At 67.5% G+C, this 26,447-nt stretch carries 23 protein-coding genes and 1 pseudogene; 14 read left to right on the top strand and 10 right to left on the bottom strand.

The window, feature by feature from the left end; all coding sequences use genetic code 11:
* The first annotated feature begins 15 nt into the window (after positions 1–15).
* From QM789_RS06890 to cysW, 5 genes and pseudogenes are all read left to right on the top strand, one after another.
* Positions 16–942, top strand: coding sequence for a ketopantoate reductase family protein (locus tag QM789_RS06890; RefSeq protein WP_420351219.1), 927 nt, complete (start codon positions 16–18; stop codon positions 940–942).
* A gap of 142 nt (positions 943–1,084) precedes the next feature.
* On the top strand, positions 1,085–2,182 hold the full coding sequence (locus QM789_RS06895) for a sulfate/molybdate ABC transporter ATP-binding protein (RefSeq protein WP_420351220.1): 1,098 nt from the start codon (positions 1,085–1,087) through the stop codon (positions 2,180–2,182).
* On the top strand, positions 2,179–3,165 hold the full coding sequence (locus QM789_RS06900; RefSeq protein ID WP_420351221.1) for a sulfate ABC transporter substrate-binding protein: 987 nt from the start codon (positions 2,179–2,181) through the stop codon (positions 3,163–3,165). The genes QM789_RS06895 and QM789_RS06900 overlap by 4 nt, the downstream gene beginning before the upstream one ends.
* Positions 3,162–3,983: a sulfate ABC transporter permease subunit CysT gene (gene cysT / locus QM789_RS06905; protein ID WP_420351222.1), complete on the top strand. Its 822-nt coding sequence runs from the start codon at positions 3,162–3,164 to the stop codon at positions 3,981–3,983. The genes QM789_RS06900 and cysT overlap by 4 nt, the downstream gene beginning before the upstream one ends.
* Positions 3,980–4,805 (top strand): annotated as a pseudogene (cysW, locus tag QM789_RS06910) (sulfate ABC transporter permease subunit CysW). Before cysT ends, cysW begins: the two are co-directional and overlap by 4 nt.
* On the opposite strand, the gene QM789_RS06915 reads toward cysW, so the two are convergent.
* Positions 4,802–6,325 carry an acetolactate synthase large subunit gene (locus QM789_RS06915; protein WP_420351223.1) on the bottom strand — a complete coding sequence of 508 codons (1,524 nt, stop codon included), beginning with the start codon at positions 6,323–6,325 and terminating at the stop codon, positions 4,802–4,804. The pseudogene cysW and the gene QM789_RS06915 overlap by 4 nt on opposite strands.
* Before the next feature lie 92 nt (positions 6,326–6,417).
* Between QM789_RS06915 and QM789_RS06920 the strand changes: the two genes are divergently transcribed.
* The 9 genes from QM789_RS06920 (at position 6,418) to QM789_RS06960 (ending at position 16,511) form a co-directional block, all read left to right on the top strand.
* Positions 6,418–7,317, top strand: a complete 900-nt coding sequence (locus QM789_RS06920) for a LysR family transcriptional regulator (protein ID WP_420351224.1) — start codon at positions 6,418–6,420, stop codon at positions 7,315–7,317.
* 115 nt (positions 7,318–7,432) lie between these two features.
* The gene (locus tag QM789_RS06925; RefSeq protein ID WP_420351225.1) at positions 7,433–8,587 is read left to right on the top strand and encodes an ABC transporter substrate-binding protein; all 1,155 of its coding nucleotides are present in this window, start codon (positions 7,433–7,435) and stop codon (positions 8,585–8,587) included.
* Positions 8,587–9,564 carry an ABC transporter ATP-binding protein gene (locus QM789_RS06930; RefSeq protein WP_420351226.1) on the top strand — a complete coding sequence of 326 codons (978 nt, stop codon included), beginning with the start codon at positions 8,587–8,589 and terminating at the stop codon, positions 9,562–9,564. The genes QM789_RS06925 and QM789_RS06930 overlap by 1 nt, the downstream gene beginning before the upstream one ends.
* Positions 9,561–10,499 carry an ABC transporter permease gene (locus QM789_RS06935; protein WP_420351227.1) on the top strand — a complete coding sequence of 313 codons (939 nt, stop codon included), beginning with the start codon at positions 9,561–9,563 and terminating at the stop codon, positions 10,497–10,499. The genes QM789_RS06930 and QM789_RS06935 overlap by 4 nt, the downstream gene beginning before the upstream one ends.
* Positions 10,489–11,292, top strand: a complete 804-nt coding sequence (locus QM789_RS06940; RefSeq protein ID WP_420351228.1) for an ABC transporter permease — start codon at positions 10,489–10,491, stop codon at positions 11,290–11,292. Before QM789_RS06935 ends, QM789_RS06940 begins: the two co-directional genes overlap by 11 nt.
* Positions 11,293–11,303: 11 nt before the next feature.
* Positions 11,304–12,728 carry a gamma-aminobutyraldehyde dehydrogenase gene (locus tag QM789_RS06945; RefSeq protein ID WP_420351229.1) on the top strand — a complete coding sequence of 475 codons (1,425 nt, stop codon included), beginning with the start codon at positions 11,304–11,306 and terminating at the stop codon, positions 12,726–12,728.
* Between the two features lie 673 nt (positions 12,729–13,401).
* Entirely contained in the window at positions 13,402–14,352 is a 951-nt protein-coding gene (locus tag QM789_RS06950) for a 3-hydroxyacyl-CoA dehydrogenase NAD-binding domain-containing protein (protein ID WP_420351230.1), read from the top strand.
* On the top strand, positions 14,349–15,281 hold the full coding sequence (locus QM789_RS06955) for a 3-keto-5-aminohexanoate cleavage protein (RefSeq protein ID WP_420351231.1): 933 nt from the start codon (positions 14,349–14,351) through the stop codon (positions 15,279–15,281). The genes QM789_RS06950 and QM789_RS06955 overlap by 4 nt, the downstream gene beginning before the upstream one ends.
* Positions 15,282–15,305: 24 nt before the next feature.
* The gene (locus tag QM789_RS06960; protein WP_420351232.1) at positions 15,306–16,511 is read left to right on the top strand and encodes an ABC transporter substrate-binding protein; all 1,206 of its coding nucleotides are present in this window, start codon (positions 15,306–15,308) and stop codon (positions 16,509–16,511) included.
* Positions 16,512–16,517: 6 nt separating this feature from the next.
* Here the strand turns inward: QM789_RS06960 and QM789_RS06965 are convergent, their stop codons facing one another.
* The 9 genes from QM789_RS06965 to QM789_RS07005 form a co-directional block, all read right to left on the bottom strand.
* Positions 16,518–17,207 carry a TetR/AcrR family transcriptional regulator gene (locus QM789_RS06965; protein WP_420351233.1) on the bottom strand — a complete coding sequence of 230 codons (690 nt, stop codon included), beginning with the start codon at positions 17,205–17,207 and terminating at the stop codon, positions 16,518–16,520.
* Positions 17,208–17,244: 37 nt separating this feature from the next.
* Positions 17,245–18,744 carry a tripartite tricarboxylate transporter permease gene (locus tag QM789_RS06970; RefSeq protein WP_420351234.1) on the bottom strand — a complete coding sequence of 500 codons (1,500 nt, stop codon included), beginning with the start codon at positions 18,742–18,744 and terminating at the stop codon, positions 17,245–17,247.
* A 1-nt stretch (position 18,745) separates the two neighbouring features.
* Entirely contained in the window at positions 18,746–19,204 is a 459-nt protein-coding gene (locus tag QM789_RS06975) for a tripartite tricarboxylate transporter TctB family protein (RefSeq protein WP_420351235.1), read from the bottom strand.
* The gene (locus tag QM789_RS06980) at positions 19,201–21,552 is read right to left on the bottom strand and encodes a molybdopterin-dependent oxidoreductase (RefSeq protein WP_420351236.1); all 2,352 of its coding nucleotides are present in this window, start codon (positions 21,550–21,552) and stop codon (positions 19,201–19,203) included. Before QM789_RS06980 ends, QM789_RS06975 begins: the two co-directional genes overlap by 4 nt.
* A 2-nt stretch (positions 21,553–21,554) precedes the next feature.
* Complete coding sequence (locus tag QM789_RS06985; protein ID WP_420351237.1) at positions 21,555–22,526, bottom strand: Bug family tripartite tricarboxylate transporter substrate binding protein; 972 nt, start codon at positions 22,524–22,526, stop codon at positions 21,555–21,557.
* A 76-nt stretch (positions 22,527–22,602) separates the two neighbouring features.
* A complete protein-coding gene (locus QM789_RS06990; RefSeq protein ID WP_420351238.1) occupies positions 22,603–23,370 on the bottom strand; it encodes an SDR family oxidoreductase in 768 nt (255 codons plus the stop codon).
* A gap of 22 nt (positions 23,371–23,392) precedes the next feature.
* On the bottom strand, positions 23,393–24,340 hold the full coding sequence (locus QM789_RS06995; protein WP_420351239.1) for a 4-hydroxy-tetrahydrodipicolinate synthase family protein: 948 nt from the start codon (positions 24,338–24,340) through the stop codon (positions 23,393–23,395).
* A 267-nt stretch (positions 24,341–24,607) separates the two neighbouring features.
* Positions 24,608–24,979, bottom strand: a complete 372-nt coding sequence (locus tag QM789_RS07000; protein WP_420351240.1) for a GNAT family N-acetyltransferase — start codon at positions 24,977–24,979, stop codon at positions 24,608–24,610.
* 95 nt (positions 24,980–25,074) lie between these two features.
* On the bottom strand, positions 25,075–26,445 hold the full coding sequence (locus QM789_RS07005) for a class II 3-deoxy-7-phosphoheptulonate synthase (protein WP_420351241.1): 1,371 nt from the start codon (positions 26,443–26,445) through the stop codon (positions 25,075–25,077).
* Between the last annotated feature and the right edge of the window lie 2 nt (positions 26,446–26,447).

Consider the following 26,447-nt stretch of genomic DNA (forward strand, 5'->3'; position numbering starts at 1 on the left):
ACCAAGGAGGGCGAGATGAAGATCGCGATCATCGGAACCGGCTCGATGGGAGGCCTGTTCGGCTGGAAACTGGCGCAGGCGGGGGCGGAGGTCTGGGGCTACGACGTGTCGCAGCCGCATGTGGATCAGATCAACGCCGTCGGCCTGACCCTTGATTTCACGGATCATTCCGAGGTCGCGCGGATCCATGCCACCACCGACCCCGCCCGGATCGGAGAGGCGGATGCGGTGCTGGTCTTCGTCAAGGGCGGGGCGACCGAAGCGGCGATGACCGCCGCGCGCGGGGTGGTCGGGCCGAAGACCCTGATCGTGACGATGCAGAACGGCATCGGCAATGCGGAACGGATCGCGGCGCTGTTCCCCGGCCATGTCATCGCCCATGGCATGACCACCCTCGCCGCGCAGATCGAGGGGCCGGGCCGGGTGCGCGCCACCTCGGACGGCAAGGGCGAGATCAGCTTCTGGCCGCTGACCGGCGACCCTGATGCCACCGCGCGGGAGCTGTGCCGCCTGCTGGATGGCGGCGGGATGCAGGCCACGCTCGATCCGCAGATCGACCTGCGGATCTGGCGCAAGCTGGTGGTGAACTGTTGCTGCAATTCGGTCTGCGGGCTGCTCGATTGCCGGATTGCGCAGGCGATGGCGCAGCCCGGCATCCAGACCCTGTTCGAGACCCTGACCGCCGAGATCGTCGCCGTGGCCGGGGCGAAGGGCATCGCGCTCGGGCTGGACGAAGCGCTGGCCTATCTGCGCGGGGTCGGGGCGGCGGCGGGGGGGCATTTCCCCTCGATGGTGGCCGATCTGCGCGCCCATCGCCGGACCGAGATCGACGCCCTGAACGGCGCGATCCTGCGCGAGGCGGCGGCGCATGGGCTGACCGCCCCGGCGAATGCGGCGATCACCGCGCTGATCCGGGCAAAGCAGGAGATCGGACGGGGGTGAGTCCCCGCGGAGATTGATCTTCTGTTTTCAGGATCGTAGTAGAATATTTTTCTCTTTCAGGAGAAGAAATAACCGGTTCCCTTTCCTTGTCCGCGGCCCCCTGCTGCCGCTAATAATCGGCACCTGTCACCGGAGCCGCCCCATGACCATGCGCATCGCCCATCTGACCCGCCGCTTCGGCCAGACCGAGGTGCTGCGCGGGATCGACCTAGAGATCGCGAAGGGCGAACTGGTGGCGCTGCTCGGGCCTTCGGGATCGGGCAAGACGACGCTTCTGAAGATCATCGCCGGGCTCGACTGGCCCGATGCCGGCACGCTCACCGTCGATGGCGAGGACTGGCTGAAGAAAAAGGCGCAGGACCGCCGCATCGGCTTCGTGTTCCAGCATTACGCCCTGTTCCCGCATATGAAGGTGCGCGACAACATCGCCTTTGGCCTGAGCGTGTTACCGAAATCGCACCGCCCGCCCGCCGCGCAGATCGCCGCCAAGGTCGAGGAACTGCTGCATTTCCTGCAAATCCCGCATCTGGCGGACCGCTTCCCGGCGGAGCTTTCGGGCGGTCAGCGGCAGCGCGTGGCGCTTGGCCGGGCGATGGCGATCGCGCCGCAGATGCTGTTGCTCGACGAACCCTTCGGCGCGCTGGATGCGCAGGTGCGGCGCGATCTGCGGCGCTGGCTGCGGGGCGTGCTGGAACAGGCGAAGACCACCACCGTTTTCGTCACCCACGATCAGGAGGAGGCGTTCGAGCTGGCCGACCGGGTGGTGGTGATGGGCGCGGGCCGGATCGAACAGATCGGCCGCCCGGACGAGATCCACAACCACCCCGCCACGCCCTTCGTCGCGCGCTTCCTGGGCATGACGGTCGAGGTGCCGGTGGCGCTGCATGCGGGCCGGGCCGAGGCGCCGGGCCTTGACACCACCGCGCTCCCCCGGGTGGCGATGGCGGATGGTGCGGGCACGCTGTTCCTGCGCCCGACCGACATCACCCCGGTTCCCGATCCGCAGGGGCGGTTCCGCGTGACCGAGGCGCTCTCCACCGGCGCGATGCTGCGGCTGACGCTCACGGATACACAGGGCGATCTGTCTCCCGAAATCGAAATCCCCCGCCGTCTGGCCCCGGCGCTGCGCGCGGGCGACCGGCTGCGCCTGCGCCCCGAAGCCGGGCGCCTGTTTCCCGCCGCCGGCGCCGCTCCGGCCCCCGCCCCGGCGCAACGCATCCTCAAGGAGTCCTCGCTGTGAAAACCCGTCTCATTGCCGCCCTGCTCGCGCTTGGCCTTGCCGCTCCGGTCCATGCGCAGGACGCGATCCTGAACGTATCCTATGACATCGCGCGGGAGCTGTTCCAGCAGATCAACCCCGCCTTCGCCGCCGAATGGAAGGCGCAGACCGGGCGCGACGTGACCATCGACCAGTCCCATGCCGGTTCCTCGAAACAGGCGCGCGCGATTCTGGAGGGGCTTCCGGCGGATGTCGTCACCTTCAACCAGGTGACCGACATCGACGTTCTGGCGAAGGGCGGGCTGGTCGATGCCGATTGGCGCAAGGCCTTCCCGAACCAGGCCTCGCCCTATTATTCGCTGCCCGCGTTTCTGGTGCGCAAGGACAACCCGAAGGGCATCAAGGATTGGGACGACCTCGCGCGCGACGATGTGCAGGTGATCTTCCCGAACCCGAAAACCTCGGGCAACGCGCGCTATACCTACCTTGCGGCCTATGAATACGGCTTGCAGAAATTCGGCGGCGATGCGGAACAGACGCAGGCCTTCGTCAAGAAGATCTTCGCCAATGTCCCGGTGTTCGAGACCGGCGGCCGCGGCGCGACCACGACCTTCGCCGAAAAGGAAATCGGCGATGTGCTGATCACCTTCGAGGCCGAGACCGGCGGCATCGCCGCGCAATATGCCGACAAGGGCTTTGTCCGGGTGACGCCCTCGCGCTCGATCCTCGCGGAATTCCCCGTTGCCGTGGTCGAGGAGAACGCGAAGAAGAAGGGCACCGAGGACGTGTCGAAAGCCTATCTGAACTTCCTTTACTCCCCCGCCGGGCAGGAGATTCTGGCGCAGAACTTCAACCGCGTGCATGATGCCGGCGTGCTGGCCCGCCACGCCTTCCCCGATGTGACCCTCGCCACCGTCGAGGATGCCTTCGGCGGCTGGGACAAGGTGACCGCCGAGCATTTCGCCGAGGGCGGCATTCTCGACACGATCTTCGTGAACCAATGAAGCGGGTTCTGCCGGGATTTGGCCTGACGATGGGGGTGACGCTGGCTTATGTCGGCGTCATCGTCCTTCTGCCGGTCGTCGCGCTGGCGCTGAAGGGGGCGGAGATCGGCCCGGCGAAGTTCTTCGCCATTCTGTCGGCGCCGCGCACGCTCGCCGCGCTGCGGCTGACGCTGACGGCGGCGGCGATGGCCACGCTGTTCAACGCGCTTTACGGGCTGTTGATGGCCTGGGTGCTGGTGCGCTACGAATTCCCGGGGAAACGCATTCTCGATGCGCTGATGGACATTCCCTTCGCGCTGCCGACGGCGGTGGCGGGGCTGGCGCTCTCGGCGCTGTTCGCGGGGAACGGCTGGTATGGCGCGGTGCTGGAGCCGCAGGGCATCAAGGTCGTCTATACGATCTGGGGCGTGGCGATCGCGATGGCCTTCACCTCGATCCCCTTCGTGGTGCGCACGGTGCAGCCGATCCTCGAAGACCTCGATCCGCAATATGAGGACGCCGCCCGGACATTGGGCGCGCATCCCTTCACCATCTTCCGCCGCGTGGTGTTCCCGGCGATCCTGCCCGCCTTCATGGTGGGGGTGACGCTCAGCTTTGCGCGCTCGCTCGGTGAATTCGGCGCGGTGGTGTTCATCGCGGGCAACCTGCCGATGAAGACGGAAATCGCCTCGCTCCTCGCCGTGATCCGGCTGGAGGAATACGACTACAACGGCGCGGCGGCGATTGCGCTGGTGCTGCTGATGATCGCGCTGGTGCTGCTCGCGGTGTCGAACCTGCTTCAGGCGCGGGCGCTGCGCTACAAGGGGAAGACCGCATGACCGCCGTTCCGGGGGCGCTGGCCCCGCGCCAAAGCCGCCTTGTGCCGCGGCTGCTGATCGGGCTGGCGCTGGTGCTGACGGCGGTCTTCGTCGTGGTGCCGATGCTCTATATCTTCCACCGGGCGCTGTCGGCGGGATGGGGGCTGTTCGCGCAGAACATCCTCGATCCCGGCACGCTGCATGCGGTGTGGCTCACGGCGCTGGTCGCGCTGATCGTGGTGCCGCTGAACATCGGCTTCGGCATCGCCGCCGCCTGGGCGATCGCGCGCTTCACCTTCCCGGGGCGCAAGGTGCTGCTGACGGTGATTGAAATCCCGTTTTCGATTTCGCCGATCATCGCCGGGATCTGCTACCTGCTGCTTTATGGCCGTAACGGGCTGCTGGGCCCGTGGCTGGGCGCGATGGACCTGAAGGTTTCTGTTCGCGCTGCCCGGCATCGTCATGGTCACGATGTTCGTCACCTCCCCCTTCGTGCTGCGCGAGGTGCTGCCGCTGATGCAGGCGCAGGGGTCAGAGCAGGAACAGGCCGCCGTGACGCTCGGTGCCTCCGGCTGGCAGGTGTTCCGGCGGGTGACGCTGCCGAATATCCGCTGGGCGCTGCTTTACGGCTCGGTGCTGTGCGGTGCGCGGGCGGTGGGCGAATTCGGCGGCGTGTCGGTGGTGTCGGGCTCGATCCGGGGGCAGACGATGACGCTGCCGCTCCAGATCGAGCTGCTGTTCAACGACCTCAACATGGTCGGCGCCTTTGCCGCCGCCTCGACGCTCACGCTGCTGGCGCTGGTGGTGCTGATCCTGAAATCGGTGATGGAAGCGCGGCGCTAGACCACCATCTCGATCAGGAACGGACCGGGGCGGGCAAAACTCGCGCGCATCAGGTCATTCACCTGTTCCATCGTCTCGGCCCGCGCGGCCTCGACCCCGAACCCGCGCGCAAGGCTGACCCAATCGAGCGCGGGCCGCGTCAGGTCCAGCATATCCATCGCCGTCACCCCCGGCACCGCGCCCATCGCGTGATATTCACCGATCAGGATGTTATACCGCCGGTTGCTGATCAGAAGCGTGGTACAGGGCAGGTTCTCACGCGCCTGCGTCCACAGCGATTGCACCGAATAGGCGGCCGAACCATCGGCCTGCAAACTCACCACCCGCCGCCCGGAGGCCAGCGCCGCCCCCGTCGCCATCGGCAGCCCGCCGCCAATCGCCCCCCCGCTCAGCGCGAGCCAGTCATGCGGCCGCATCATCACCGGGCCGAAGCCGCGGCCGAAGGTGATGCTTTCGTCAACGATGATCGCATCCTCGGGCATCAGCGCGCCGACACTCGCCGCCACCGCCTCGGGCGTGATCGCACCGGTGCCGGGTTCGGGCAGCGGCTGGCCGGAGGGCAAGGCCACCTCCGGCGCCGAGAGCGCATCGGCCAGCGCCTGCAACGCCTGTGCCGCATCCTGTTCGGGGCGGGCCAGCACATGCACCTGCGCGCCCTCGGGCAGCAGGGCCGAAGGTTTCCCCGGATAGCCGAAGAACGCCACCGGCGCCGGCGCCCCCGCCAGAATCACCGTATCGTAACCCTTCAGCGCCTCCAGCGCGATGTCGATCGGATAGGGGATGCGCGGGATCGGCAGCCGCCCCTGCCCGCGCTCCATCCGCGCGGTGACAAGCTCCATCATCGCCCCGGCGCCGGTGACCCCGGCGATCCGCGCCACCGCGCGCTGTCCGGGTTCCATCCCCGCATTGCCGCCGAGGAACAGCAGCACCCGCCGCCCCGGTTCGCGCAGGATCCGCGCGGCACGCTCCACCGCGAAATTGTCCACCCCCTGCGTGGCCGTGGGCTGCGCCACTGCGGGCACCCCGCCCTCCATCCACGACGCATCCGCCGGAAGGATCAGCGTCGCGATCTGCCCCTGCCGCGCGGTTTCCACCGCAGCCGCCGCCGCCGCGCCGATCCGCCCGGGCGTGGCCGCGACCTCGACCCGGTGCGAGAGCGTGCGCGCCATCCCCTCGGTATCCGCCGTGAGCGGGGCATCGAAGGGCCGGTGATACACCGCCTGATCGCCGACGATATTGACGATGCCGCTGCGCCCGCGCCGGGCATTGTGCAGGTTCGCCATCCCGTTCGCGAGCCCCGGCCCGCAATGCAGAAGCGTCGCCGCCGGTTTCTGCGCCATCCGGAAATAGCCGTCCGCCGCCCCCGTCACCACCGTTTCATGCAGGCCGAGCACGCATTTCATCCCCGGCACCCGGTCGAGCGCGGCGACAAAGTGCATCTCCGACGTGCCCGGATTGGCGAAACAGACCTCCACCCCCGAAGCAAGCAACGTTTTCACAAGGCTTTCTGCACCGTTCATCTGATCCTCCCGGTTTTCGGGCAGGCTAAGCAGCCGCCGCCACCGCCGCAACCCCGCTTGACCGCGCCCGCGCAAACGGGTCACCTGCGCGCATGGCCTTCACCCTCCGACAGCTCCGCTACTTCGTCGCCGCCGCCGAAAGCGGCACCGTCTCCGGCGCGGCGCTTTCGCTGTCGATCTCGCAATCGGCGGTGACCGAGGCGATCCGCGACCTGGAGGCCGACCTGGGCGTGGTGCTGTTCAACCGCCATCCGCGCGGGCTGGAGATCACGCAGAAGGGGCATCAGTTCCTGCGCCATGCCCAGGGGATTCTGGCGGGCGTGGCCGATGCGCGGCAGGCGGTGGCCTCGGACAGCGAGCGGCTGGGCGGGCGGTTGCAGGTGGGGGTGACCTCGCTGGTGGCGGGCTATGTGCTGTCGGACATCCTCGCGCGGTTCCGCCGGGCGAATCCGGGGGTCGAGGTCACGGCGCTGGAGGAGAATGGCGACCATCTGGAACATCTGCTGATCGGGGGCGAACTCGATGTGGCCGTGATGGTTACCTCGGCGCTGCGCGACCGGATGGCGCTTCAGGCAGAAATCCTTGAGGTCTCGCCCTATCAGCTCTGGCTGCCGAACGGCCATCCGCTGGCCGCGGCGCCTTCGGTTTCCATCGGCGATCTGGCGGGCGAACCGATGATCATGCTCAGCCTCGACGAGATCGAGGAAGCGACCCGCACCCTTCTCGCCGCCTTCGGCGCGCGTCCCCGGGTGGCGTTCCGGACCCGCTCGGTCGAGGCGGTGCGCTCGCTGGTGGCGACGGGGGCGGGGATCGCCTTGCTGCCGGAACTGGTCTATCGGCGCTGGTCGCTGGAAGGCGACCGGATCGTGTCGCGCGATGTCTCGGCGACGCTGCCGGTGGTGCAGGTGGGCGTGGTCTGGCGCCGGGGCGCGCCGCTTGCGCCGCCCGCGCGCGACTTCATCCGCATTGCGCAAAGCCAGCAGCGGCGCTGAGCCATCGGAATTTCCGATGGCCGCGTTCTGTCAATTGAATTTGAGAAACCGCGCCATCTGCCCCACGCTTGCACCCGAGAGGCCAGAGAGCCTCAGCTCAACAGGGAACATGCAGATGAAAACGCTTCTGAACCTCTGTGCCTCGGGGCTGGCCCTTGGCGCGGCGCTGGCGCTTCCGGCGCAGGCCGAGATGCTGAAGGAACTGGGCACGCCCGAAGGCGCGCTGTCGATCGTCGCCTGGCCGGGCTATATCGAGCGCGGCGAAACCGATCCGGCCTATGACTGGGTGACGAAATTCGAGGAAAAGACCGGCTGCAAGGTCGAGGTCAAGACCGCGGGCACCTCCGACGAAATGGTCTCGCTGATGAATCAGGGCGGGTTCGATCTGGTGACGGCCTCGGGCGATGCCTCGCTGCGGCTGATCGCGGGGGGCAAGGTGCAGCCGATCAACACCGCGCTGGTCCCCGGCTGGGCGCGCGTGGACGACCGGCTGAAGGAGGCGCCCTGGCACACCGTGGAGGGGGTGCATTACGGCACGCCCTTCATGTGGGGGCCGAACGTTCTGATGTATGACACCACCGTGTTCCAGACCCCGCCCGACAGCTGGGACATCGTGTTCCGCGAACAGACCCTGCCCGATGGCAAGTCGAACACCGGCCGGGTGCAGGCCTATGACGGACCGATCTACATCGCCGATGCGGCGCTTTACCTCAAGACGCATCGGCCGGAACTGGGGATCACCAACCCCTATGAACTGAACGAAGACCAGTATGCCGCCGCGCTGGACCTGCTGAAGGGTCAGCGCAAGCTGGTCTCGCGCTACTGGCACGATGCGATGGTGCAGATCGACGATTTCAAGAACGAAGGCGTGGTGGCGTCCTCCACCTGGCCGTTCATGGTCAACCTGATGCAGGCGGACAAGGCGCCCGTTGCCTCGGTCTTTCCGAAGGAGGGGGTGACCGGCTGGGCCGATACGCTGATGCTGCACACGGACTCGAAACATCCGACCTGCGCCTATCTGTGGATGGAGCATTCGCTGACTTCGAACCTGCAATCCGACCTGTCGGTGTGGTTCGGCGCGGTGCCTTCGGTGCCCGAAGCCTGCACCGACGGATCGGGCCAGCAGACCGCCGAAGGCTGCGCCGCCAACGGGTTGAAGGATTTCGACAAGATCTGGTTCTGGCGCACGCCCACGTCGAAATGCGAGGCGGGCGGCTGTGTGCCCTATCACCGCTGGGTGTCCGACTATATCGCCGTGATGGGGGGCTGATGTCTGCGGTAAGTTTCCGCGCCGTCTGCCGCCATTTCGGCGCGGTGCGGGCGGTGGATGGCGTGGACCTCGACATCGCGGATGGCGAATTCTTCGCCATGCTGGGGCCTTCGGGCTCTGGCAAGACGACCTGCCTGCGGCTGATCGCGGGGTTCGAGCAGCCCAGTTCCGGGACGATTTCGATCTATGGCGCGGCGGCGGAGGGCATCCCGCCCTACCGCCGCAACGTCAACACGGTGTTTCAGAACTACGCCCTGTTCCCGCATATGAACGTGCGCGACAACGTGGCCTTCGGGCTGCGGGTGAAGGGCGTGGGCAAGGCCGAACGCCATGCGCAGGCCGAACGGGCGCTGGCGCTGGTGGAACTGTCGGGCTATGGCGAGCGCCGCGCGGGCGAATTGTCGGGCGGGCAGCGGCAGCGGGTGGCGCTGGCCCGCGCGCTGGTGAACAAGCCGAAGGTGCTGCTTCTGGACGAACCGCTGGGCGCGCTGGACCTGAAGCTGCGCGAGCAGATGCAGGAGGAGTTGAAGCGCCTGCAACGCGCGCTTGGCCTGACCTTCGTCTTCGTGACCCATGACCAGGAAGAGGCGCTGTCGATGGCCGACCGCATCGCCGTCTTTGCCGAGGGCCGGATCCAGCAGGTCGGCACGCCCGAGGAGATCTACCGCCGCCCGGCGAGCCGCTTCGTCGCGGATTTCGTCGGATCGTCGAACGTCATCCCGGCGGAATATGCCGGCACCGGGCCCGATGGCCATTGGGCCAGCCTGCGCCCCGAGGACATCCGCCTCGACCCGGCGGGGCGTCCGGCCACCGTGACCGCGCGCGCCTATCACGGCCGGGTGGTAAAGCTCGGGCTGAACCTCGGCGGGCAGGAACTGACCGCGCTGGTCCCGCCGGGCGACCTGCCCGAACCCGGCGAGGTCACCCGAATCTCGTGGGATCTCGCAAAGGTCCATGTGATGGGGCCGCAGGCATGAGCGCCGCGATCTTCCCGCCCCGCTCCGGCGTGCTGGCGCGCGGCGTGGACTGGGTGATCCGGCATCCGCGGATGTTCACCTTCCTGATGGTCCTGCCGATCGTGCTGTGGCTGGGCATCGTCTATATCGGCGCGCTGATCGCGCTTTTGATGCAGAGCTTCTTTTCGATCGACGAATTCTCCGGCGTGGTGCGGCATGAATTCACCCTCGCCACCTATGCCGAACTGCTGCGCCCGTCGAATTTCGACATCATCGTCCGCACGGTGGTGATGGCGGCGGCGGTGACGCTGGCCTCTGCCGTACTGGCCTTTCCGGTTGCCTATTACGCGGCCCGCTACGCGCGCGGCAAATGGAAGGCGCTGTTCTACATCGGCGTCATGCTGCCGCTGTGGTCGAGCTATCTGGTCAAGGTCTACGCCTGGAAGCTGGTTCTGGCGAAGGAGGGGATCCTGAACTGGATCTTTGCCAAGCTGCACCTGACATGGCTGCTCGATGCGGTGCTGGCGCTGCCGGTGATCGGGGGCAATTCGCTTTCGGTCAGCTATATCGGCACCTTCATCGTGTTCGTGTATATCTGGCTGCCCTATATGATCATCCCGGTGCAGGCCGCGCTGGAGCGGGTGCCCGATGCGCTGCTTGAGGCGGCATCGGACCTTGGCGCGGCGCCGGGTCAGGCGTTCCGGATGGTGCTGCTGCCGCTGGCGCTGCCGGGTATGGTGGCGGGGTCGATCTTCACCTTCTCGCTGACGCTGGGGGATTACATCATTCCGCAGATCATCGGCTCGTCGCGGCTGTTCATCGGCCAGGCGGTCTATACGCAGCAGGGCACGGCGGGGAATATCCCGCTGGCGGCGGCGTTTACCGTGGTGCCGATCGTCATCATGGGGCTGTATCTGTGGGGCGCGCGGCGGATGGGGGCGTTCGATGCGCTCTAGGGCCCCCCTTCTGCTGCGGCTGGCGGCGCTTGGCGGGCTGGTGTTCCTGCTGGCGCCGATCGCGCTGATCTTCCTTTACGCCTTCACGACCGAGGAAAAGAGCTATCAGTTCCCGCCCCCCGGCCTCACGCTGCGCTGGCTTTCGGTGACAGCGGGGCGGGCGGATGTCTGGGCGGCGCTCGGCCTGTCGCTGAAGGTCGCGGCGATTTCCACCGCCATCGCGCTGGTTCTGGGCACGCTCACCGCCGCCGCCGTCAGCCGCTCGCGCTTCTTCGGGCGGGAAACGGTGTCGCTGCTGGTGATCCTGCCGATCGCGCTTCCGGGCATCATCACCGGGATTTCGCTGCGTTCGGCCTTTGCCCTGATGGAGATTCCGTTCAGCACCTGGACCATCGTTCTGGGCCACGCCACCTTCTGCATCGTCGTGGTCTACAACAATGCCGTGGCGCGGTTCCGCCGCACCTCCGGCGCGCTGATCGACGCGGCGATGGACCTTGGCGCGGACGGGATCCAGACGTTCCGGCTGGTGATCCTGCCCAATATCGGCACGGCGCTGCTGGCGGGGGGAATGCTGGCCTTCGCGCTGTCCTTCGACGAGGTGATCGTGACCACCTTCACCGCCGGGAACCAGTCGACCCTGCCGATCTGGATGCTCGAAGAGCTGGTCCGCCCGCGTCAGCGCCCGGTGACCAATGTCGTCGCCATGGCCGTGGTGCTGGTCACCGTGCTGCCGATCCTTGCCGCCTATTACCTGACCCGCGACGGGGAACACACCGCCGGATCCGAGAAATGAGGGAGACCCGAATGCAGACGCAGATGCTGATCGGCGCCGATCTGGTGGCCGGCACCGAGACCGAGGAGCAGATCCTCAACCCCCGCACCGGCGAGGTGATCACCATCCTGCCCGAAGCCTCCCTCGCGCAGGTCGAGGCGGCGGTGCAGGCGGCCGAGCGCGCCTTTGCGCAATGGTCGCGCACCACGCCCGCCGAACGCTCGGGCTATCTGCTGAAGATCGCCGAGCGGATCGAGGCGGCGGCCACGGAGCTCGCGGCCCTTGAGGCGCTGAACTGCGGCAAGCCGGGGCATCTGGCGCTGAACGACGAACTTCCGGCGATCATCGACTGCTACCGCTTCTTCGCGGGCGCGGTGCGGGTGATGCAGGGGCCGGTTGCGGGGGAATATCTGGCGGGGCATACCTCGATGATCCGGCGCGATCCGGTGGGGGTGGTGGCCTCGATCGCGCCCTGGAACTATCCGCTGATGATGATGGCGTGGAAGATCGCCCCGGCGATCGCGGCGGGCAATACGGTGGTGTTCAAACCCTCGGAACAGACGCCGCTGACCGCTCTGTTCATGGCCCGGGTCTTTGCCGAGGTGCTGCCCGAGGGCGTGGTGAACATCGTCCTGGGGCGCGGCGAGACGGTGGGATCGGCGCTGATCAACCATCCGAAGGTTGCGATGATCTCGCTCACCGGAGACATCGCCACCGGGCGCAAGATCCTTGAGGCTGCGAACAAGACGATCAAGCGCACCCATCTGGAACTGGGCGGCAAGGCACCGGTCATCCTGTGCGACGATGCCGATATTGCGGCGGCGGTCGAAGGGCTGCGCGCCTTCGGCTATTACAACGCCGGGCAGGACTGCACCGCCGCCTGCCGGATCTATGCTCAGGACGGGATCTATGAGCGCTTCGTGGCGGATCTGGCGGCGGCGGTGTCCACCATCGGCTATGCGCAGGCGGATGACAGCCTGAACGAGATCGGCCCGCTGATTTCGCCCCGGCAGCGCGACCGCGTGGCCGCTTTCGTCACCCGCGCAAAGGAGCAGCCGCATATCGAAGCCGTCACCGGCGGCGCGATCCCCGATGGCCCCGGCTTCTTCTACCAACCCACGGTGCTGGCCGGTGCGGTGCAGACGGATGAGATCGTGCAGCGCGAAGTCTTCGGCCCCGTCGTCTCGGTCACCCGGTTTTCCGATGTGGAACAGGCGGTTGGCTGGGCGAACGATTCCGATTACGGGCTGGCGTCCTCGGTCTGGACCCGCGACATCGGCAAGGGGATGCAGCTCGCCGGGCGGCTGCGCTATGGCTGCACCTGGGTCAACACGCATTTCATGCTGACCAACGAGATGCCGCATGGCGGGCTGAAGCAATCGGGCTACGGCAAGGACATGTCGCTCTATGCGCTGGAGGATTATTCCGTCGTGCGCCACATCATGGTCGCCCTGTAAGCGCGGCGGGAAGGCCGCGCGCAGATCAGGGCGCCGATACGCCAGCGGCAGAGCAGATCGTTGAGGCAGGGACCGAAGCGGGAAACCATGATGACGACTGTCGATGGGGGGTAGGCGCCGCGATGCCCCGTCGAGGGGCATGCGCGGCGCGAGGGGCCGGGGCCCCTCAGGCCGTCAGGCCCTCGGGTTCGGGCAGGTGGTGGGCAGGGTCCGGGTGCGGTCGGGTCGCCGGATCAGCGCGGATTTGGGGGTGTCCGCGGGCAGCCGCTTCCCGCGTCTGGACGCCCTTGTTCCGGACGTAAACCGCCGAAGCACGGTCGTCCCCCACCACGGATCGCAGCCGGGGCAACGTGGCATCTGAAACCGGGCAGATGCCTTCCTTTTCAAGGCTTCGACCGGCAGGACATGAGCTTCACCTCGACCGGTTCATCTTCAACACCCCGGCCGACCATTTCATGGAGTTGCACCAAGCAGCTTCGGATCCGGCACAGCCTCGCTCTCTTGCTGGTTCGCCTGACCAAGGGCGCCGGCAATCTGCGCTTCGGCATCGGTCCGACCCCTGTCCCGCCTGTGACGCAATGTTCCAATCAGCGCGTCTTGCCCGAAGCCGGTGGGGCCGTTAGCGTCAACGGCACGAGGACATCCGGGGAGGGATGGCATGGGAGTTTCAGGGATGCGCGTGGCGGTCGTCGGCGCGGGAACGATTGGTGCGGGCTGGGCCGCGCTGTTTCTGGCGCGCGGGATGGAGGTCGCGGTCAGCGATCCAGACCCCGCCGCCGAGGCCAGCCTGCGCGGCTTTGTCGAACGGGCCTGGCCGGTGATGGAACGTCTGGGCCTGATGCCCGGGGCCGATCCGGGGCGCCTGCGCTTCCACGCCGATCCGCGTGACGCCGCCGAGGGCGCCGCCTTCGTGCAGGAGAACGCGCCGGAACGGCTCGACGTCAAGCGACAGGTCTACGCGCAGCTCGAAGAGGTGATCGCGCCCGGCACCATCGTCGCCTCCAGCACCTCCGGCCTCGTCATGTCCAGCCTTCAGGAGGGCACGCGCCACCCGGAGCGCTTTGCCATCGGCCATCCGTTCAACCCGCCGCATATCATCCCGCTGGTCGAGGTGGTCGGCGGGCGCGCGACCAGCGAGGAAACGATCCGCCGCCTGATGGCATTCTACGCCGCGCTCGGCAAACGCCCGATCCGGCTGCGCAAGGAAGTGCCCGGCCATCTGGCGAACCGGCTTCAGGCCGCGCTCTGGCGCGAGGCGGTCCATGCGGTGGAAAGCGGCCTTGCCAGCGTCGAGGATGTCGACACCGCCATCGCCGAGGGGCCGGGGCTCCGCTGGGCGCTGATGGGGCCGAACATGATCTTCGCCCTAGCCGGCGGCGCGGGCGGGATGAGCCATTTCCTCGACCATATCGGCCCGGCGATGGAGGGTTGGTGGGCCGACCTGGGCCAGCCGCGCCTGACGCCGGAACTGCGGGAACGGCTGATCGCCGGTTCGCGCGACGAACTGGCCGGGCGGACCATCCCCGCCCTGTCGGCGGACCGCGACCGAATGCTCCTCGCGCTGCTCGAAATGCTCCGGCGCGAACGCGCACAGACAGACCACGAAGAGGGAGGCCAGCCATGAGACAATCGAAGAAGGTCATCATCACCTGCGCGGTGACGGGTTCGATCCACACACCCACCATGTCCGAACATCTGCCGATCACGCCCGAGCAGATCACGGCCGAAGCGGTGGCGGCGGCCGAGGCGGGGGCCGCGATGATCCACCTGCATGCGCGCGATCCGGAAACGGGCCGCCCCTCGCCCTCGCCGGAACTGTTCGCGCAGTTCCTGCCGCGCATCAAGCAGCAGTCGGACGCGATCCTGAACGTCACCACCGGCGGCGGGATGGGGATGACGCTGGACGAACGGCTGGCGGCGGCGAAATGGGCACAGCCCGAGGTCGCCTCGATGAACATGGGGTCGCTCAACTTCAACATCTCGGGCGCGGCGGCGAAGATCCGCGATTTCAGGCACGACTGGGAACGCCCCTATCTGGAACAGACGAAGGATCTGATCCTGTCGAACACCTTCGCGCAGATCGAACGCTGCATGCGCGAGCTTGGCGATCTCGGCACGAAGTTCGAGTTTGAATGCTATGACGTGAGCCACCTCTACAACCTCGCGCATTTCGCCGACATGGGCATCATCAAGCCGCCCTTCTTCATCCAGTGCATCTTCGGCATCCTGGGCGGCATCGGCCCGGAGCCGGAAAACCTGATGCACATGAAGGCGACGGCGGACCGGCTGTTCGGACAGGATTACTACCTCTCCGTTCTGGCGGCGGGGCGCCATCAGATGCCCTTCGTCACCCTGAGCGCGATCCTTGGCGGCAATGTGCGCGTCGGGCTGGAGGACAGCCTCTATCTCGGCAAGGGCCGGATGGCGGTCTCCAACGCCGAACAGGTGGCGAAGATCCGGCGCATTCTGGAGGAGTTGAGCCTGGAAATCGCCACGCCGGAGGAGGCGCGCGCGATGCTTCAGACCAAGGGTGCGGCCAACGTCGCGTTCTGAGCGACCATCGAGGGAGGAAGAACCATGAGGACAGTCCTTGCGACCACGGCCTGCGCGCTGGCGCTTGCGGCCGGAACGGCGGATGCCGAGATTTCGGACGGCAAGGTCAAGATCGCCGTGCTGACCGATATGAGCGGCGCCTATGCCGATGCGAGCGGGATGGGCTCGGTCGAGGCCGCGCGCATCGCGGTGGAGGAATTCGGCGGCACCGTGGCGGGCGTGCCGATCGAGATCATCTTCGCCGATCACCAGAACAAGCCCGACGTGGGCGCCGCACTCGCCAACCGCTGGATCGACACCGAACAGGTGGATGCGATCGCCGATGTGCCGACCTCCTCGGTCGCGCTGGCGGTGCAAGACATCACGCGGCAGAAGAACCGGGCCTTCCTGATTTCCGGCGCGGGGGCGGAGCAGCTGACGGGCGCCCCCTGTTCGCCCACCACGGCGCAATGGACCTATGACACCTACGCACTGGCGCAGGGCATGGGGAAATACGGCGTCGAGACCATTGGCGACACATGGTTTTTCGTCACGGTGGACTATGCGTTCGGCCAGGCGCTGGAGGCGTCGCTGTCGAAGGTGCTGGTCGAAAACGGCGCGACCATCGTCGGATCGGTCAGGCATCCGCTGGGATCGACGGATTTCTCCTCCTTCGTGCTTCAGGCGCAATCCTCCGGGGCGAAGGCCATCGCGCTTGCCAATGCCAGCGGCGACACGGTGAATGCGATCAAGTCGGCGCAGGAATTCGGCCTGCCGCAGGGCGGGCAGACCCTCGCCAGCCTGCTGATGTTCCCCTCCGACATCAGGTCGCTGGGGCTCGACGCCGCGCAGGGGCTGGCGATGATTGACGGCTGGAACCCCGACCGGGACGAGGACAGCCGCGCCTTCGCCAAGACTTACATCGCGCGCACGGGCAACCTGCCCAGCATGATCCAGGCCGGGGTCTATTCCGCCGTCCGCCATTACCTGAAGGCAATCGAGGCGCTTGGCGCCGACGATGCGACGGCGGTGGTGGCCAGGATGCGCGAAACGCCGGTGAACGACGCCTTCACCAAGGGCGGCGTGCTGCGGGCGGACGGGCGGATGGTGCATGACATGTATCTGATGCAGGTGAAATCGCCCGCCGAATCCTCCGGCGACTGGGATTTCTACAAGGTGCTGGCCACCATCCCCGGCGATGAGGTCTATCGTCCGCTCGACGCGGGCGGCTGCCCGCTCGCCCGGAACTGACCCCCGTCAGGGGGTCGCGGCGGCGACGGGGGAGCGGCTGACGGAGGGCGCCCGGAAACTCCCGCAGCAATAGGCCATGAGCTGACGGATCAGCTCCTCGTCGTCGTCGGTGTCGCACATCCCGCCCGAAAGCCGCTTCAGCCGCCGGGTATCGGGGTCCGAGTCGATCAGCACCTGCATGATCGCGCCAATGGTAAAGTTGTAGCGCCAGAACACTTCGGCGCGCGACAGCCCGGGCGCCACCTGTTGCAGCGCCTCGATGAAGCGCAGCACGACCGGATCAACACGCTCGACGAAGAACTTCGCGCTGGTGGGGCTCGGGCGGGCGCGGACCTGCTGCACCAGATGGGTCAGCGGCCGCTGCCCGGCCTCGTCGCGGCTCATCATCACCATCGGCCGGATCAGCGCATCCATCACCCCTTCGAGCGTCAGCCCCCCGGGCGCCCGTTCATGCGCCTCCAGCGCCGTCAGCCGCGCCCGGGTATAGGGCTGCATCATCTCGTTCAGGACTTCGTTGATCAGCCCGTCCTTCGAGCCGAAGTGATAATGGATCGACGCCACGTTCACCCCGGCGCGCAGGGTGATGTCGCGCACCGTCGCCAGCTCGAACCCTTTCGCGACAAAGACCTCCCGCGCGGCGGCCAGAATGCGGCTGCGCGCGCTTTGATCCGCGGGGCGAGAGGTTCCTGATGGCATCCGATCGTCCTTTTTGCTCATGGAAGAACCGGCCCCGTCATTCCTCGAACGCCTGTTCTCGCACGCCCCTCAGGCGCGGCAGCGACACCACCACCAGCGCCAGCACCGCCGCAAGCAGAAGCCCCGCCGAAATCGGCCGGTCGAGGAAGGTCAGCGCATTCCCGCGCGCCAGAAACATCGCCCGGCGGAAGTTTTCTTCCATCATCGGCCCCAGAAGCAACCCCATCACCAGCGGCGCGGCATCGCAGTCCAGCTTCGAGAACACATAGCCCAGCAGCGCGAAGAGCGCGAGCATCCACACCGCGAAGGGCGAATTGCCCAGCGAATAGGCGCCGAGCGCGCAGAACACCAGGATCGCCGGATACATGTAGCGGAACGGCACCGTGAGCAGCTTCGTCCACAGCCCGACCAGCGGCAGGTTCAGCACCAGAAGCATCAGGTTGCCCACCCACATCGAGGCGATCACCCCCCAGAAGATCTCCGGATGATCGGTGATCAGCGTCGGCCCGGGCGGAATGCCCTGCATGATCAGCGCCCCGAACATCAGCGCCATCACCGCATTCGACGGCAGCCCGAGCGTGAGCAGCGGCACGAAGGAGGTCTGCGCCCCGGCGTTGTTGGCGCTTTCGGGGGCCACCACGCCTTCGATCGCACCGCCGCCAAAGCCTTCGGGCGGGGTCGAGACGCGCTTTTCCACCGCATAGGCGGCGAAAGCCGCGAGCAGCGCGCCGCCCCCCGGCAGGATGCCCAGCACCGAGCCGATCCCCGTGCCGCGCAGCATCGGCCCGATCATCCGCCGCAGATCCGCGCGCGAGGGCCAGAGCGAGCGGAAGCTCGTATGGATCGCCGTGCGGGTGCCGCTGCTTTCCAGGTCGTGGATCACCTCGCCGATGCCGAACAGCCCCATCGCGACGATCACGAAGTCGATGCCGCTCGTCAGGTTGTCATTGCCGAGGGTAAAGCGCGCCTCGCCGGTCTGCACATCCTGCCCGACGAGGCCGATCAGGATGCCGGTGCAGACCATCGCCACCGCCCTGAGCACCGAGCCCCGCGACAGCACGACCGAGGCGATCAGCCCCAGCACCATCAGCGAAAAATACTCTGCCGCGCCGAACATCAGCCCCACTTCGGCCATCGCCGGGGCGAAAAGCGCGAGGAAGATGGTGGCCACCGTTCCGGCAAAGAACGACCCCATCGCCGCCGCCGAGAGCGCCACCCCGGCGCGGCCCTTGCGCGCCATCTTGTAGCCGTCGATCGCCGTCACCACCGATGAGGTCTCGCCCGGCAGGTTGAGCAGGATCGCCGTGGTCGAACCGCCGTATTGCGCGCCGTAATAGATCCCCGCCATCAGGATCAGCGCCGTCACCGCCGGCAGGCCGATGGTGAAGGGCAGCAGGATCGCCATCGTCGCCGCCGGGCCAAGCCCCGGCAGGATCCCCACCAGCGTGCCGAGCAGAACCCCCGCGAAACACCAGCCGAGGTTCGACCATGTGGTCGCCTGATCGAAGCCGAACCAGATCGCGCCGAGGATCTCCATCTCAATAGCCTCCGAACCAGGGGCCGAGGATCTGCGTCGTCATGCCAAGACCCTTGACGAAGGCCAAGCTGCACAGCGCGCCGAGGCCCAGCCCATAGGCCGCCATCCGCAGCGGCTGAAACGGCCGGGTCGCGAAAGAGGCGACGAGGCAGCACACCGCCACCGCAGGCAGCATCCCGCCGCCCCGGATCACCAGCCCGAACGCCACGATCGCCGCCAGGATCACCGCGACCCGGCGCAGATCGAAACGCAGCCGCTCCTCCTCCCGCCGCATCAGCGCCTTTGCCGTGAGCGCCAGCCCCAACACCAGCAGCAGCCCGGAAACCAGCATCGGAAAGCCCCCCGGCCCGATCCGGCGCCAGGTGCCGAGGTCCATCCCGACACTTCCGGCCAGAAACGCCCCCCCGATCGCGGCGAAAAGCAGACCTGCGACCAGATCCTTGCCCAGATGCGTGTTCATCGGCTGTCCGCTTTCATCGGTCGTCTGCCGCTGTCCGGCGCAAGGTCGAGGCGGTCGTAGATGGTCACCGGGGGGACCGGGCCGGGAAACGGCGCGATCTCGACAAGGCAGGAATTCGGGCTCGGCCCCTGCGACAGGGTGGAGGCGCCATGATCCGGGGTCAGGACATTGGGATTGCCGTTGACCTCAAGACTGCCCGGCAGGGCGGGGTCCAGCGGGTCGAACCACGCCCCCGTCGCGATCTGCACCACGCCCGGGCGCAGCGCCGGGGTGACATCGGCCACCGCGAGGCAGGCGCCACGGTCGTTGAACACCCGCACCAGATCGCCGCTCTGCACGCCCCGGGCCTGCGCATCGGCGGGGTTGATCCGCACCGGCTGCCGCCCGCCCGCCTTGGTGCGTTGCGAGGGCGCGGCGTGATCCCATTGGCTATGCAGCTTGTCCGAGGGCTGGCAGGTGAGCAGATGCAGCGGCCAGCGGCCCGCCGCCGCCAGCCATTCGCCCGGCGCGATCCACGCCGCATGCCCCGGACAATCCTTCAGGCCGAAGCCCCGGATCCGCTCCGACGCCAGTTCGATCCGGCCCGAGGGGGTGCGCAGCGGATGCGCCTCCGGATCCGCCCGGAACTCCGCCAGGAACGGCAGGTCTTCGCCCTGCGGTTCGGGTTCGGCCACGCCCGCCGCGATGAACGCTTCCGCCTCCGGCAGGGTCACACCGGCCTGCGCCGCCGCCCCGCGCGCCTGATCGTAAAGCCGGGCGAGCCAGTCCGCCGCGCCGAGCCCCCCGGTAAAGGCCGCCTCCGCGCCCAGACGGGCCGCGATCCGGCGCAGGATCTCGAAATCCGTCGGCACGCCCTCCGGAGGCTCCGCCGCCCGCCGCGACAGCGCCAGAAAGGCATCCCGCCCCGTCGCCGTCAGGTCGTCACGCTCGAAGGCCGTGGCGACGGGGAAGACGATATCGGCACGCCGGGCCAGCGCGTTCCAGAAATGCTCGTGGACGATGACCGTCTCCGGCCGCTGCCAGGCTTCGTTGAGGCGGTTCAGATCCTGATGGTGATGGAACGGATTGCCCCCGGCCCAGTAGACCAGCCGCACATGGGGATAGGTCTTCTCCGCCCCGTCATGCAGGTAGTGCGCGCCGGGATGGAGCAGCATGTCCGTGATCCGCGCCACCGGGATCGACAGCGACACCGGGTTCGTGCCCTGCGGCACCGAAGGCCAGTGCACCGGCGGGCGACGCGCGCCGATACTATCGACCGAAGCATAGCCGAAGCCGAACCCCTGCCCGGGCAGGCCGATCCCGCCGAGGAGCGCGGCCAGCGTGATCAGCGCCCAATAGGGCTGTTCGCCATGATCGGCCCGCTGCAATGCCCAGGCCATCATCAGGAAGGTGCGTTTTTCACAGATCAGCCGCGCCAGCCCGTCGATCCGGTCCGGCGCAATCCCGGTCAGGGTGGCAGCCCAGGCGCTGGTCTTCGGCGTGCCGTCGCTCTCACCCAGGATATAGCGGATCGCCCCCTCCGCGCCGGTGGTATAGCGGCGCAGGAACCCGTGATCCGCCCGCCCCGACACGATGACATGATGGCACAGCGCCAGAATGAGCGCGGTATCGCTGCCCGGCACGATCGGCAGCCAGTCGGCCATGAAGGCGCCGTCGAGGTCGTCTTGCACCGGGGAGATGTTGATGAAGCGCCGCCCCAGCCCCTCCATCCCCGCCCGTGCGCCGTGGCGCAGCGCGCCGCCGGCGTTGACCTGCGCATTGCGCAGCGGCACCCCGCCGAAGGCCAGGATCACCTCCGCCGCGCGGATCTGCTGCCAGGAGCTGTGCCCCGACACCATCCCCGCCGTCGAGCCGATGACATGCGGCAGCAGCACCTCGCCCGCCGCATAGCTATAGGTCTGGGTCGAACGGACAGAACCGCCGATCGCGTTGAAGAACCGTTTCACCTGACTTTGCGCATGGTGAAAGCGCCCCGCGCTCGACCAGCCATAGCAGCCGGAATACAGCGCCTCCGGCCCCCATCTGTCGCGGATCCGGGCGATTTCACCGGCGGCCAGCCGCTCGGCCTCGTCCCAGGACACTTCGACGAAACGCTCCGCCCCGCGCCGCCCATGCCCGGGGCCGTTCTCAAGAAAGGACTGCCGCACCGCCGGGCGCAGGATCCGGCAGGGCGCCAGCCGCGCGGCGGGCAGATCCGCCGCGAAGCCCGCCGGGTCCGGGTCCGAAGGCGCGGGGCGCAGGCTCTCGGCCCGCCCGTCATGGCGGTAGAACCCCCAATGCGTGCCGACCTGACCCGCCGCAGGCTCCGCCAGCAGCGCCGCAAAGGCCGCTTCCGAACCCTGCGCCATGATCACTCCGTCTTCAGCCCGGCCTTGGCCACGATGTCACGATAGCGCGCGGTCTCGCTCTCGGCAAAGCCTTGCAGACCGGCGGGATCCTTGAACATCGGGGTAAAGCCGAAGGTCGCGAGCTTGTCCCCGAAGGTCGCGGAGGTGACCACCTTCTCCATCGCCTCCGTCAGATAGGCGGCGGCCTTCGGGTCGAGCGTCTTCGGCGCCCAGACGCCATACCACGACGACAGCGCCAGCGCGGGCATCCCGCTTTCGGCGACCGTCGGGATTTCCGGGGCCAGCGGCGAGCGTTCGGCGCTGGTGATCGCAAGCGGCTTCAGCTTGCCCGCCTTCACCTGCGGCAGCGACGACATCATCGGATCCGCCATCAGCTGCACCTGCCCGCCGATCAGATCCGACAGGGCCGGGCCGCCGCCCTTGTAGCTGACGACCTCGGTATCGACGCCCGCATCCTGCTTCAGCACCTCGACCGCCAGATGCCCGGCGGAGCCATAGCCCGAGGTGGCGAAGTTGTAGTCATCCGGGCTCGCCTTCACCGCGTCGAAGAATTCCCTGAGCGTGTTCGCCTTGGTCGAAACCGGCGTGCTGACGATCAGCGGCCCCTCGGCCACGCCCGCCACCGTCGCGAAATCGGTCAGCGGGTTGTAGGGCGTCTTCGAGTTGAGGATCGGCGTGACCACGAAGATCGAGGCGTTGAACAGCAGCGTATAGCCATCGCCCGCGGCCTTCTGCACATCGGTCGAGCCCACCACGCCCCCGGCCCCACCGGCGCGGTTGTCCACGACGAAGGTCTTGCCCGTCTGCTCGGTCAGTTCCGTCGCCAGAACGCGCGCCACGCTGTCGACCGAGCCCCCCGGCGGATAGGGCACGACCAGCGTCACCGGATGCGTCGGGAAATCCTGCGCGAGCGCGCCCTGCCCGAGGGGCAGCGCCAGAACGGCCGAGATCACAAGCGAACTGAAAGGTTTCATTGGTCCGTTTCTCCTGTCCTGATATGTCATGCGCCTGCCGCCCGCAGGCGGGCCGGGCCGTTTCGGGGCGCGTCCCTCAGAACGTGCCGGGGTATTGGCCGCCGTCGATGAGCAGGTTCTGCGCCGTCACGAAACCCGCCTGCGCCGAACACAGGAAGGCGATGTAGCTGCCCACCTCGTCGGGTTCGCCGAAGCGCCCCGTGGGGTTCTGCGCGATGCGCGAGGCCCAGACCTCCGCGAAGGGGCGTCCGCTCTGCCGCGCGATTTCGGCCACATGCTGGCGCTGCCCGTCCGAGGCGATGACGCCGGGCAGGACGTTGTTGATCGTCACCCCCTGCCCCGCCACGCTGCGCGCCAGCCCCGCGACAAAGCCCACGAGCCCCGAACGCGCCGCGTTCGACACCGGCAGGTCGGCCTGCGCGACCTTGACGCTGCGCGAGACGATGTTGACGATCCGGCCGAAGCCGCGCCCCGCCATGCCGTCGATGGTGCGCCGGATCATGTCGACCGGGGCGAGCAGCATCAGGTCCAGCCCGCGATGCCAGTCTTCGGCCGTCAGATCGCGGAAATCCGCGGGCGGCAGTCCATCGGCATTGTTGACGAGAATATCGGGCTCCGGACAGGCGGCAAGCGCCGCATCGCGCCCGGCGGGCGTGGTGATGTCGGCGGCCACCGCCGTCACCACCGCTCCGGTGCGGGCGCGGATCTCCTCCGCCGCCGCCTCAAGCGTCGCGGGTGTGCGCGCGACGATGGTGAGCACAACCCCCTCCGCCGCGAGGGCCAGCGCGGTCGCCTTGCCCATGCCCCGGCTCGCGCCGATCACCAGGGCCTTCCGTCCGCTCAATCCGAGATCCACACCGGCCCCCTTACGCTGCGAACGACGATACCGGCTTGATCTTCCAGCCGTATTTCTTGTCGAGTTCAAGCTCCTGCACGATCCGCAGACCCGTCGCCAGCGCCTCGGGCGCAAGCCCGGTGAGCGGCTTGCGCAGCTCCCCCGCGGGCAGGCCCACCGCCTTCATCAGCGATTTCACCGCAACCGGATTGATCGCCGAATAGTTGAAATGCAGCAGCGGCAGGATCCGCAGATAGGTGTCACGGAACGCCTCCGCCTCGGCATAAGAGGTCCAGGGGCGCGAGATGGCGGCGATTTCCGCCGGGGCGATGTTGCCGCCCATGTTAGCCGTGCCGTGGCCGCCCAGGCTCATCGTCGGCACGACAAGGCCGAGGTTCGGGCTGTCGCAGCACATCACCGACACATCGGGGCGCGCGCGCAGCACCTGCGCCACCTGACCGACGCGGCCGGTCGATTCCTTGTGGATGATGTAGTTCGGATGCTTGAACAGCCGCAGCAGGCTGTCCCAATGCAGATCGCTCTTCACCCGCGGCGGGTTGTTGTAGATGCCGAGCGGCAGATCCGTGGAATCCGCGACTTCGAGGAAATAGGCCTCGATATCGGCCTCCGGCGCGCAGATATAGGCGGGCGCCGCCAGGATCGCGCCATCGGCGCCGTTGTCGCGGGCGAATTTCACATAGTCGATGGTGGTCTGGGTGTTCGTGCCGGTGCAGCCGTAGAACAGCGGCATCCGGTCAGTCTTCATTTTCGCGGTTTCGACGATGACCTGACGGCGCTCCTCGGGCGACAGCATCGAGACTTCGCCGGTCGATCCCATGATCAGGATCGCCGAGGTGCCGTTGGCTTCGTGGAACTGCAACAGTTCCCGGAACGCGCCGAAATCGACGGCCCCCGATTTGTCGAACGGCGTGATGATGGCGCAGAACGAACCTGTGATCTTGGGAGTCTGGAGGGTCATGACAGTTCCTGCGGGCTGGTGAACACTGTTTGAAGTGTCGCTTGAAACCGGCGCCTGTCAATCATGCCCCGATCTGAAAAGACGGGGGTAACCGGCTTCGTCGCCAAGTCGAACAGAACGATCCAATTTCGGGCGGGATCTGGAAATTTCCTCCTCTGCGGCGGTGCGGCAGGCCCGAATCATCCGGCCCGCGCGCAGCCGGTCAGACCCCGGCAGCGGCCTCCTTGATCGGGAAACAGTTCCCCGCTTCCGGGCTTTTCCGCTCTGTCAGGGTCGCCGTTTTTCCAGACGAATGTCCCCGCCGCCGATCTCCTGCGCGTTCCCCCATCCCAGATGGCGGTAGAACCCAGCGGCCCGCGATGCCTGCGCCGTTTCAAGCCATATCACCGCATGGCGCGCGAAAAGCTGCGCCTCCGCCTCCGCAACAAGACGGCGCCCCACGCCCAGTCCCTCATGGCCGGGCAACACGAAAGCGGCGAACAGGGCGCCTTCCTCCGCGTCGATCATCGAAAATCCAATAATGGCCTCGTCCGCGACGGCAACCCACGCGCAGCGATCCGTTGCGATCATCGCCGCAACGGATGCTTCGGTGATGCCCATCGCGGCGAGTTCAGCGCGCGATGCCGCGTTCTCGCTCACCGAGGTCCGGACATGAAAGATGGCCGCCACATCCGCCGGGTCCGCCGCCCGGATCCGGATGAAGCCCCCCGGGGACCGGGGGGCAAGCCCTGATGTCAGAGCCCTGCCGCCTTGCGCAGCGCGCGCCGGTCCTGAAGCTCCTCGGCGACGAGGAAGGCCAGTTCCAGCGATTGCGACGCGTTCAGGCGCGGGTCGCAGGCGGTGTGGTAGCGGCTCGACAGGTCTTCGTCCGACACCGCGCGCACGCCGCCGGTGCATTCGGTCACGTCCTGGCCGGTCATCTCGAAATGCACGCCGCCGGGGATCGTGCCCTCGGCCTTGTGGATCGCGAAGAACTCCCGCACCTCGCGCAGCACGGAATCGAAGGGCCGGGTCTTGAAGCCCGAGGCTGATTTGATCGTGTTGCCGTGCATCGGGTCGCAGGACCACAGCACGTTCGCGCCCTCCTGCTGCACGGTGCGGATCAGGCGCGGCAGATGCTCGCCGACCTTGCCCGCCCCGAAGCGCGCGATCAGCGTCAGCCGGCCCGCCTCGTTCTCCGGGTTCAGCCGGGCCATCAGCACCTTCAGATCCTCGGCCGTGGTCGAGGGGCCGCATTTCAGCCCGATCGGGTTCTGCACGCCGCGGCAGAATTCCACATGCGCGCCATCGGGTTGCCGGGTGCGGTCGCCGATCCAGAGCATGTGGCCCGACCCCGCGACCGGAATCCCCGTGGTGCTGTCCACGCGGCACAGCGCCTCTTCGTATTCCAGCAGCAGCGCCTCGTGCGAGGTGTAAAAATCCACCGTGCCCAGTTCATGCGCGGTGTCCGAGGTCACCCCCGCCGCCGCCATGAAATCCATCGCATCCGAAATCCGCTCCGCCACTTCGCGGTAGCGCGCGGCGCCGGTTTCGTCGGTGAAGCCGGAAATCCACGACTGCACCCGGTGAATATCGGCATAGCCGCCGGTCGAGAACGCGCGCAGCAGGTTCAGCGACGCCGCCGCCTGGGTATAGGCCTGCAACATCCGCGCGGGATCGGGCACCCGGGCATCGGCGGTGAAGTCGAAGCCGTTGATGATGTCGCCGCGGTAGCTGGGCAGTTCGACGCCCTCGATCGCCTCGGTCGGCGCCGAACGCGGCTTTGCGAATTGTCCCGCCATCCGGCCGACCTTGATCACCGGCACCTTCGCGCCCCAGGTCAGCACGATCGCCATCTGCAACATCACCTTGAAGGTGTCGCGGATGTTGTCGGCCGAGAATTCGGCGAAGCTCTCGGCACAATCGCCGCCCTGCAACAGGAAGGCCTCGCCGCGCGCCGCCTTTGCCAGATCCGCCTTGAGCCGCCGCGCCTCGCCCGCAAAGACGAGGGGGGGCATCCGGGCAAGCTGCGCCTCGACCGCCGTCAAGGCCGATTGATCGGGATAATCGGGCATCTGGACCCGCGGTTTCGCGCGCCAGCCCGACTTCATCCATCCCTTGGCCATAG

The sequence above is a fragment of the Paenirhodobacter sp. genome (genome assembly GCF_047600745.1).
GTDB lineage: Bacteria > Pseudomonadota > Alphaproteobacteria > Rhodobacterales > Rhodobacteraceae > Rhodobacter.

Coding starts and splice junctions, on each gene's coding strand:
- QM789_RS06890 (WP_420351219.1), top strand. CDS start 16: ATGAAGATCGCGATCATCGGAACCGGCTCGATGGGAGGCCTGTTCGGC.
- QM789_RS06895 (WP_420351220.1), top strand. CDS start 1,085: ATGACCATGCGCATCGCCCATCTGACCCGCCGCTTCGGCCAGACCGAG.
- cysT (WP_420351222.1), top strand. CDS start 3,162: ATGAAGCGGGTTCTGCCGGGATTTGGCCTGACGATGGGGGTGACGCTG.
- QM789_RS06915 (WP_420351223.1), bottom strand. CDS start 6,325: ATGAACGGTGCAGAAAGCCTTGTGAAAACGTTGCTTGCTTCGGGGGTG.
- QM789_RS06920 (WP_420351224.1), top strand. CDS start 6,418: ATGGCCTTCACCCTCCGACAGCTCCGCTACTTCGTCGCCGCCGCCGAA.
- QM789_RS06925 (WP_420351225.1), top strand. CDS start 7,433: ATGAAAACGCTTCTGAACCTCTGTGCCTCGGGGCTGGCCCTTGGCGCG.
- QM789_RS06930 (WP_420351226.1), top strand. CDS start 8,587: ATGTCTGCGGTAAGTTTCCGCGCCGTCTGCCGCCATTTCGGCGCGGTG.
- QM789_RS06935 (WP_420351227.1), top strand. CDS start 9,561: ATGAGCGCCGCGATCTTCCCGCCCCGCTCCGGCGTGCTGGCGCGCGGC.
- QM789_RS06940 (WP_420351228.1), top strand. CDS start 10,489: ATGCGCTCTAGGGCCCCCCTTCTGCTGCGGCTGGCGGCGCTTGGCGGG.
- QM789_RS06945 (WP_420351229.1), top strand. CDS start 11,304: ATGCAGACGCAGATGCTGATCGGCGCCGATCTGGTGGCCGGCACCGAG.
- QM789_RS06950 (WP_420351230.1), top strand. CDS start 13,402: ATGCGCGTGGCGGTCGTCGGCGCGGGAACGATTGGTGCGGGCTGGGCC.
- QM789_RS06955 (WP_420351231.1), top strand. CDS start 14,349: ATGAGACAATCGAAGAAGGTCATCATCACCTGCGCGGTGACGGGTTCG.
- QM789_RS06960 (WP_420351232.1), top strand. CDS start 15,306: ATGAGGACAGTCCTTGCGACCACGGCCTGCGCGCTGGCGCTTGCGGCC.
- QM789_RS06965 (WP_420351233.1), bottom strand. CDS start 17,207: ATGCCATCAGGAACCTCTCGCCCCGCGGATCAAAGCGCGCGCAGCCGC.
- QM789_RS06970 (WP_420351234.1), bottom strand. CDS start 18,744: ATGGAGATCCTCGGCGCGATCTGGTTCGGCTTCGATCAGGCGACCACA.
- QM789_RS06975 (WP_420351235.1), bottom strand. CDS start 19,204: ATGAACACGCATCTGGGCAAGGATCTGGTCGCAGGTCTGCTTTTCGCC.
- QM789_RS06980 (WP_420351236.1), bottom strand. CDS start 21,552: ATGGCGCAGGGTTCGGAAGCGGCCTTTGCGGCGCTGCTGGCGGAGCCT.
- QM789_RS06985 (WP_420351237.1), bottom strand. CDS start 22,526: ATGAAACCTTTCAGTTCGCTTGTGATCTCGGCCGTTCTGGCGCTGCCC.
- QM789_RS06995 (WP_420351239.1), bottom strand. CDS start 24,340: ATGACCCTCCAGACTCCCAAGATCACAGGTTCGTTCTGCGCCATCATC.
- QM789_RS07005 (WP_420351241.1), bottom strand. CDS start 26,445: ATGGCCAAGGGATGGATGAAGTCGGGCTGGCGCGCGAAACCGCGGGTC.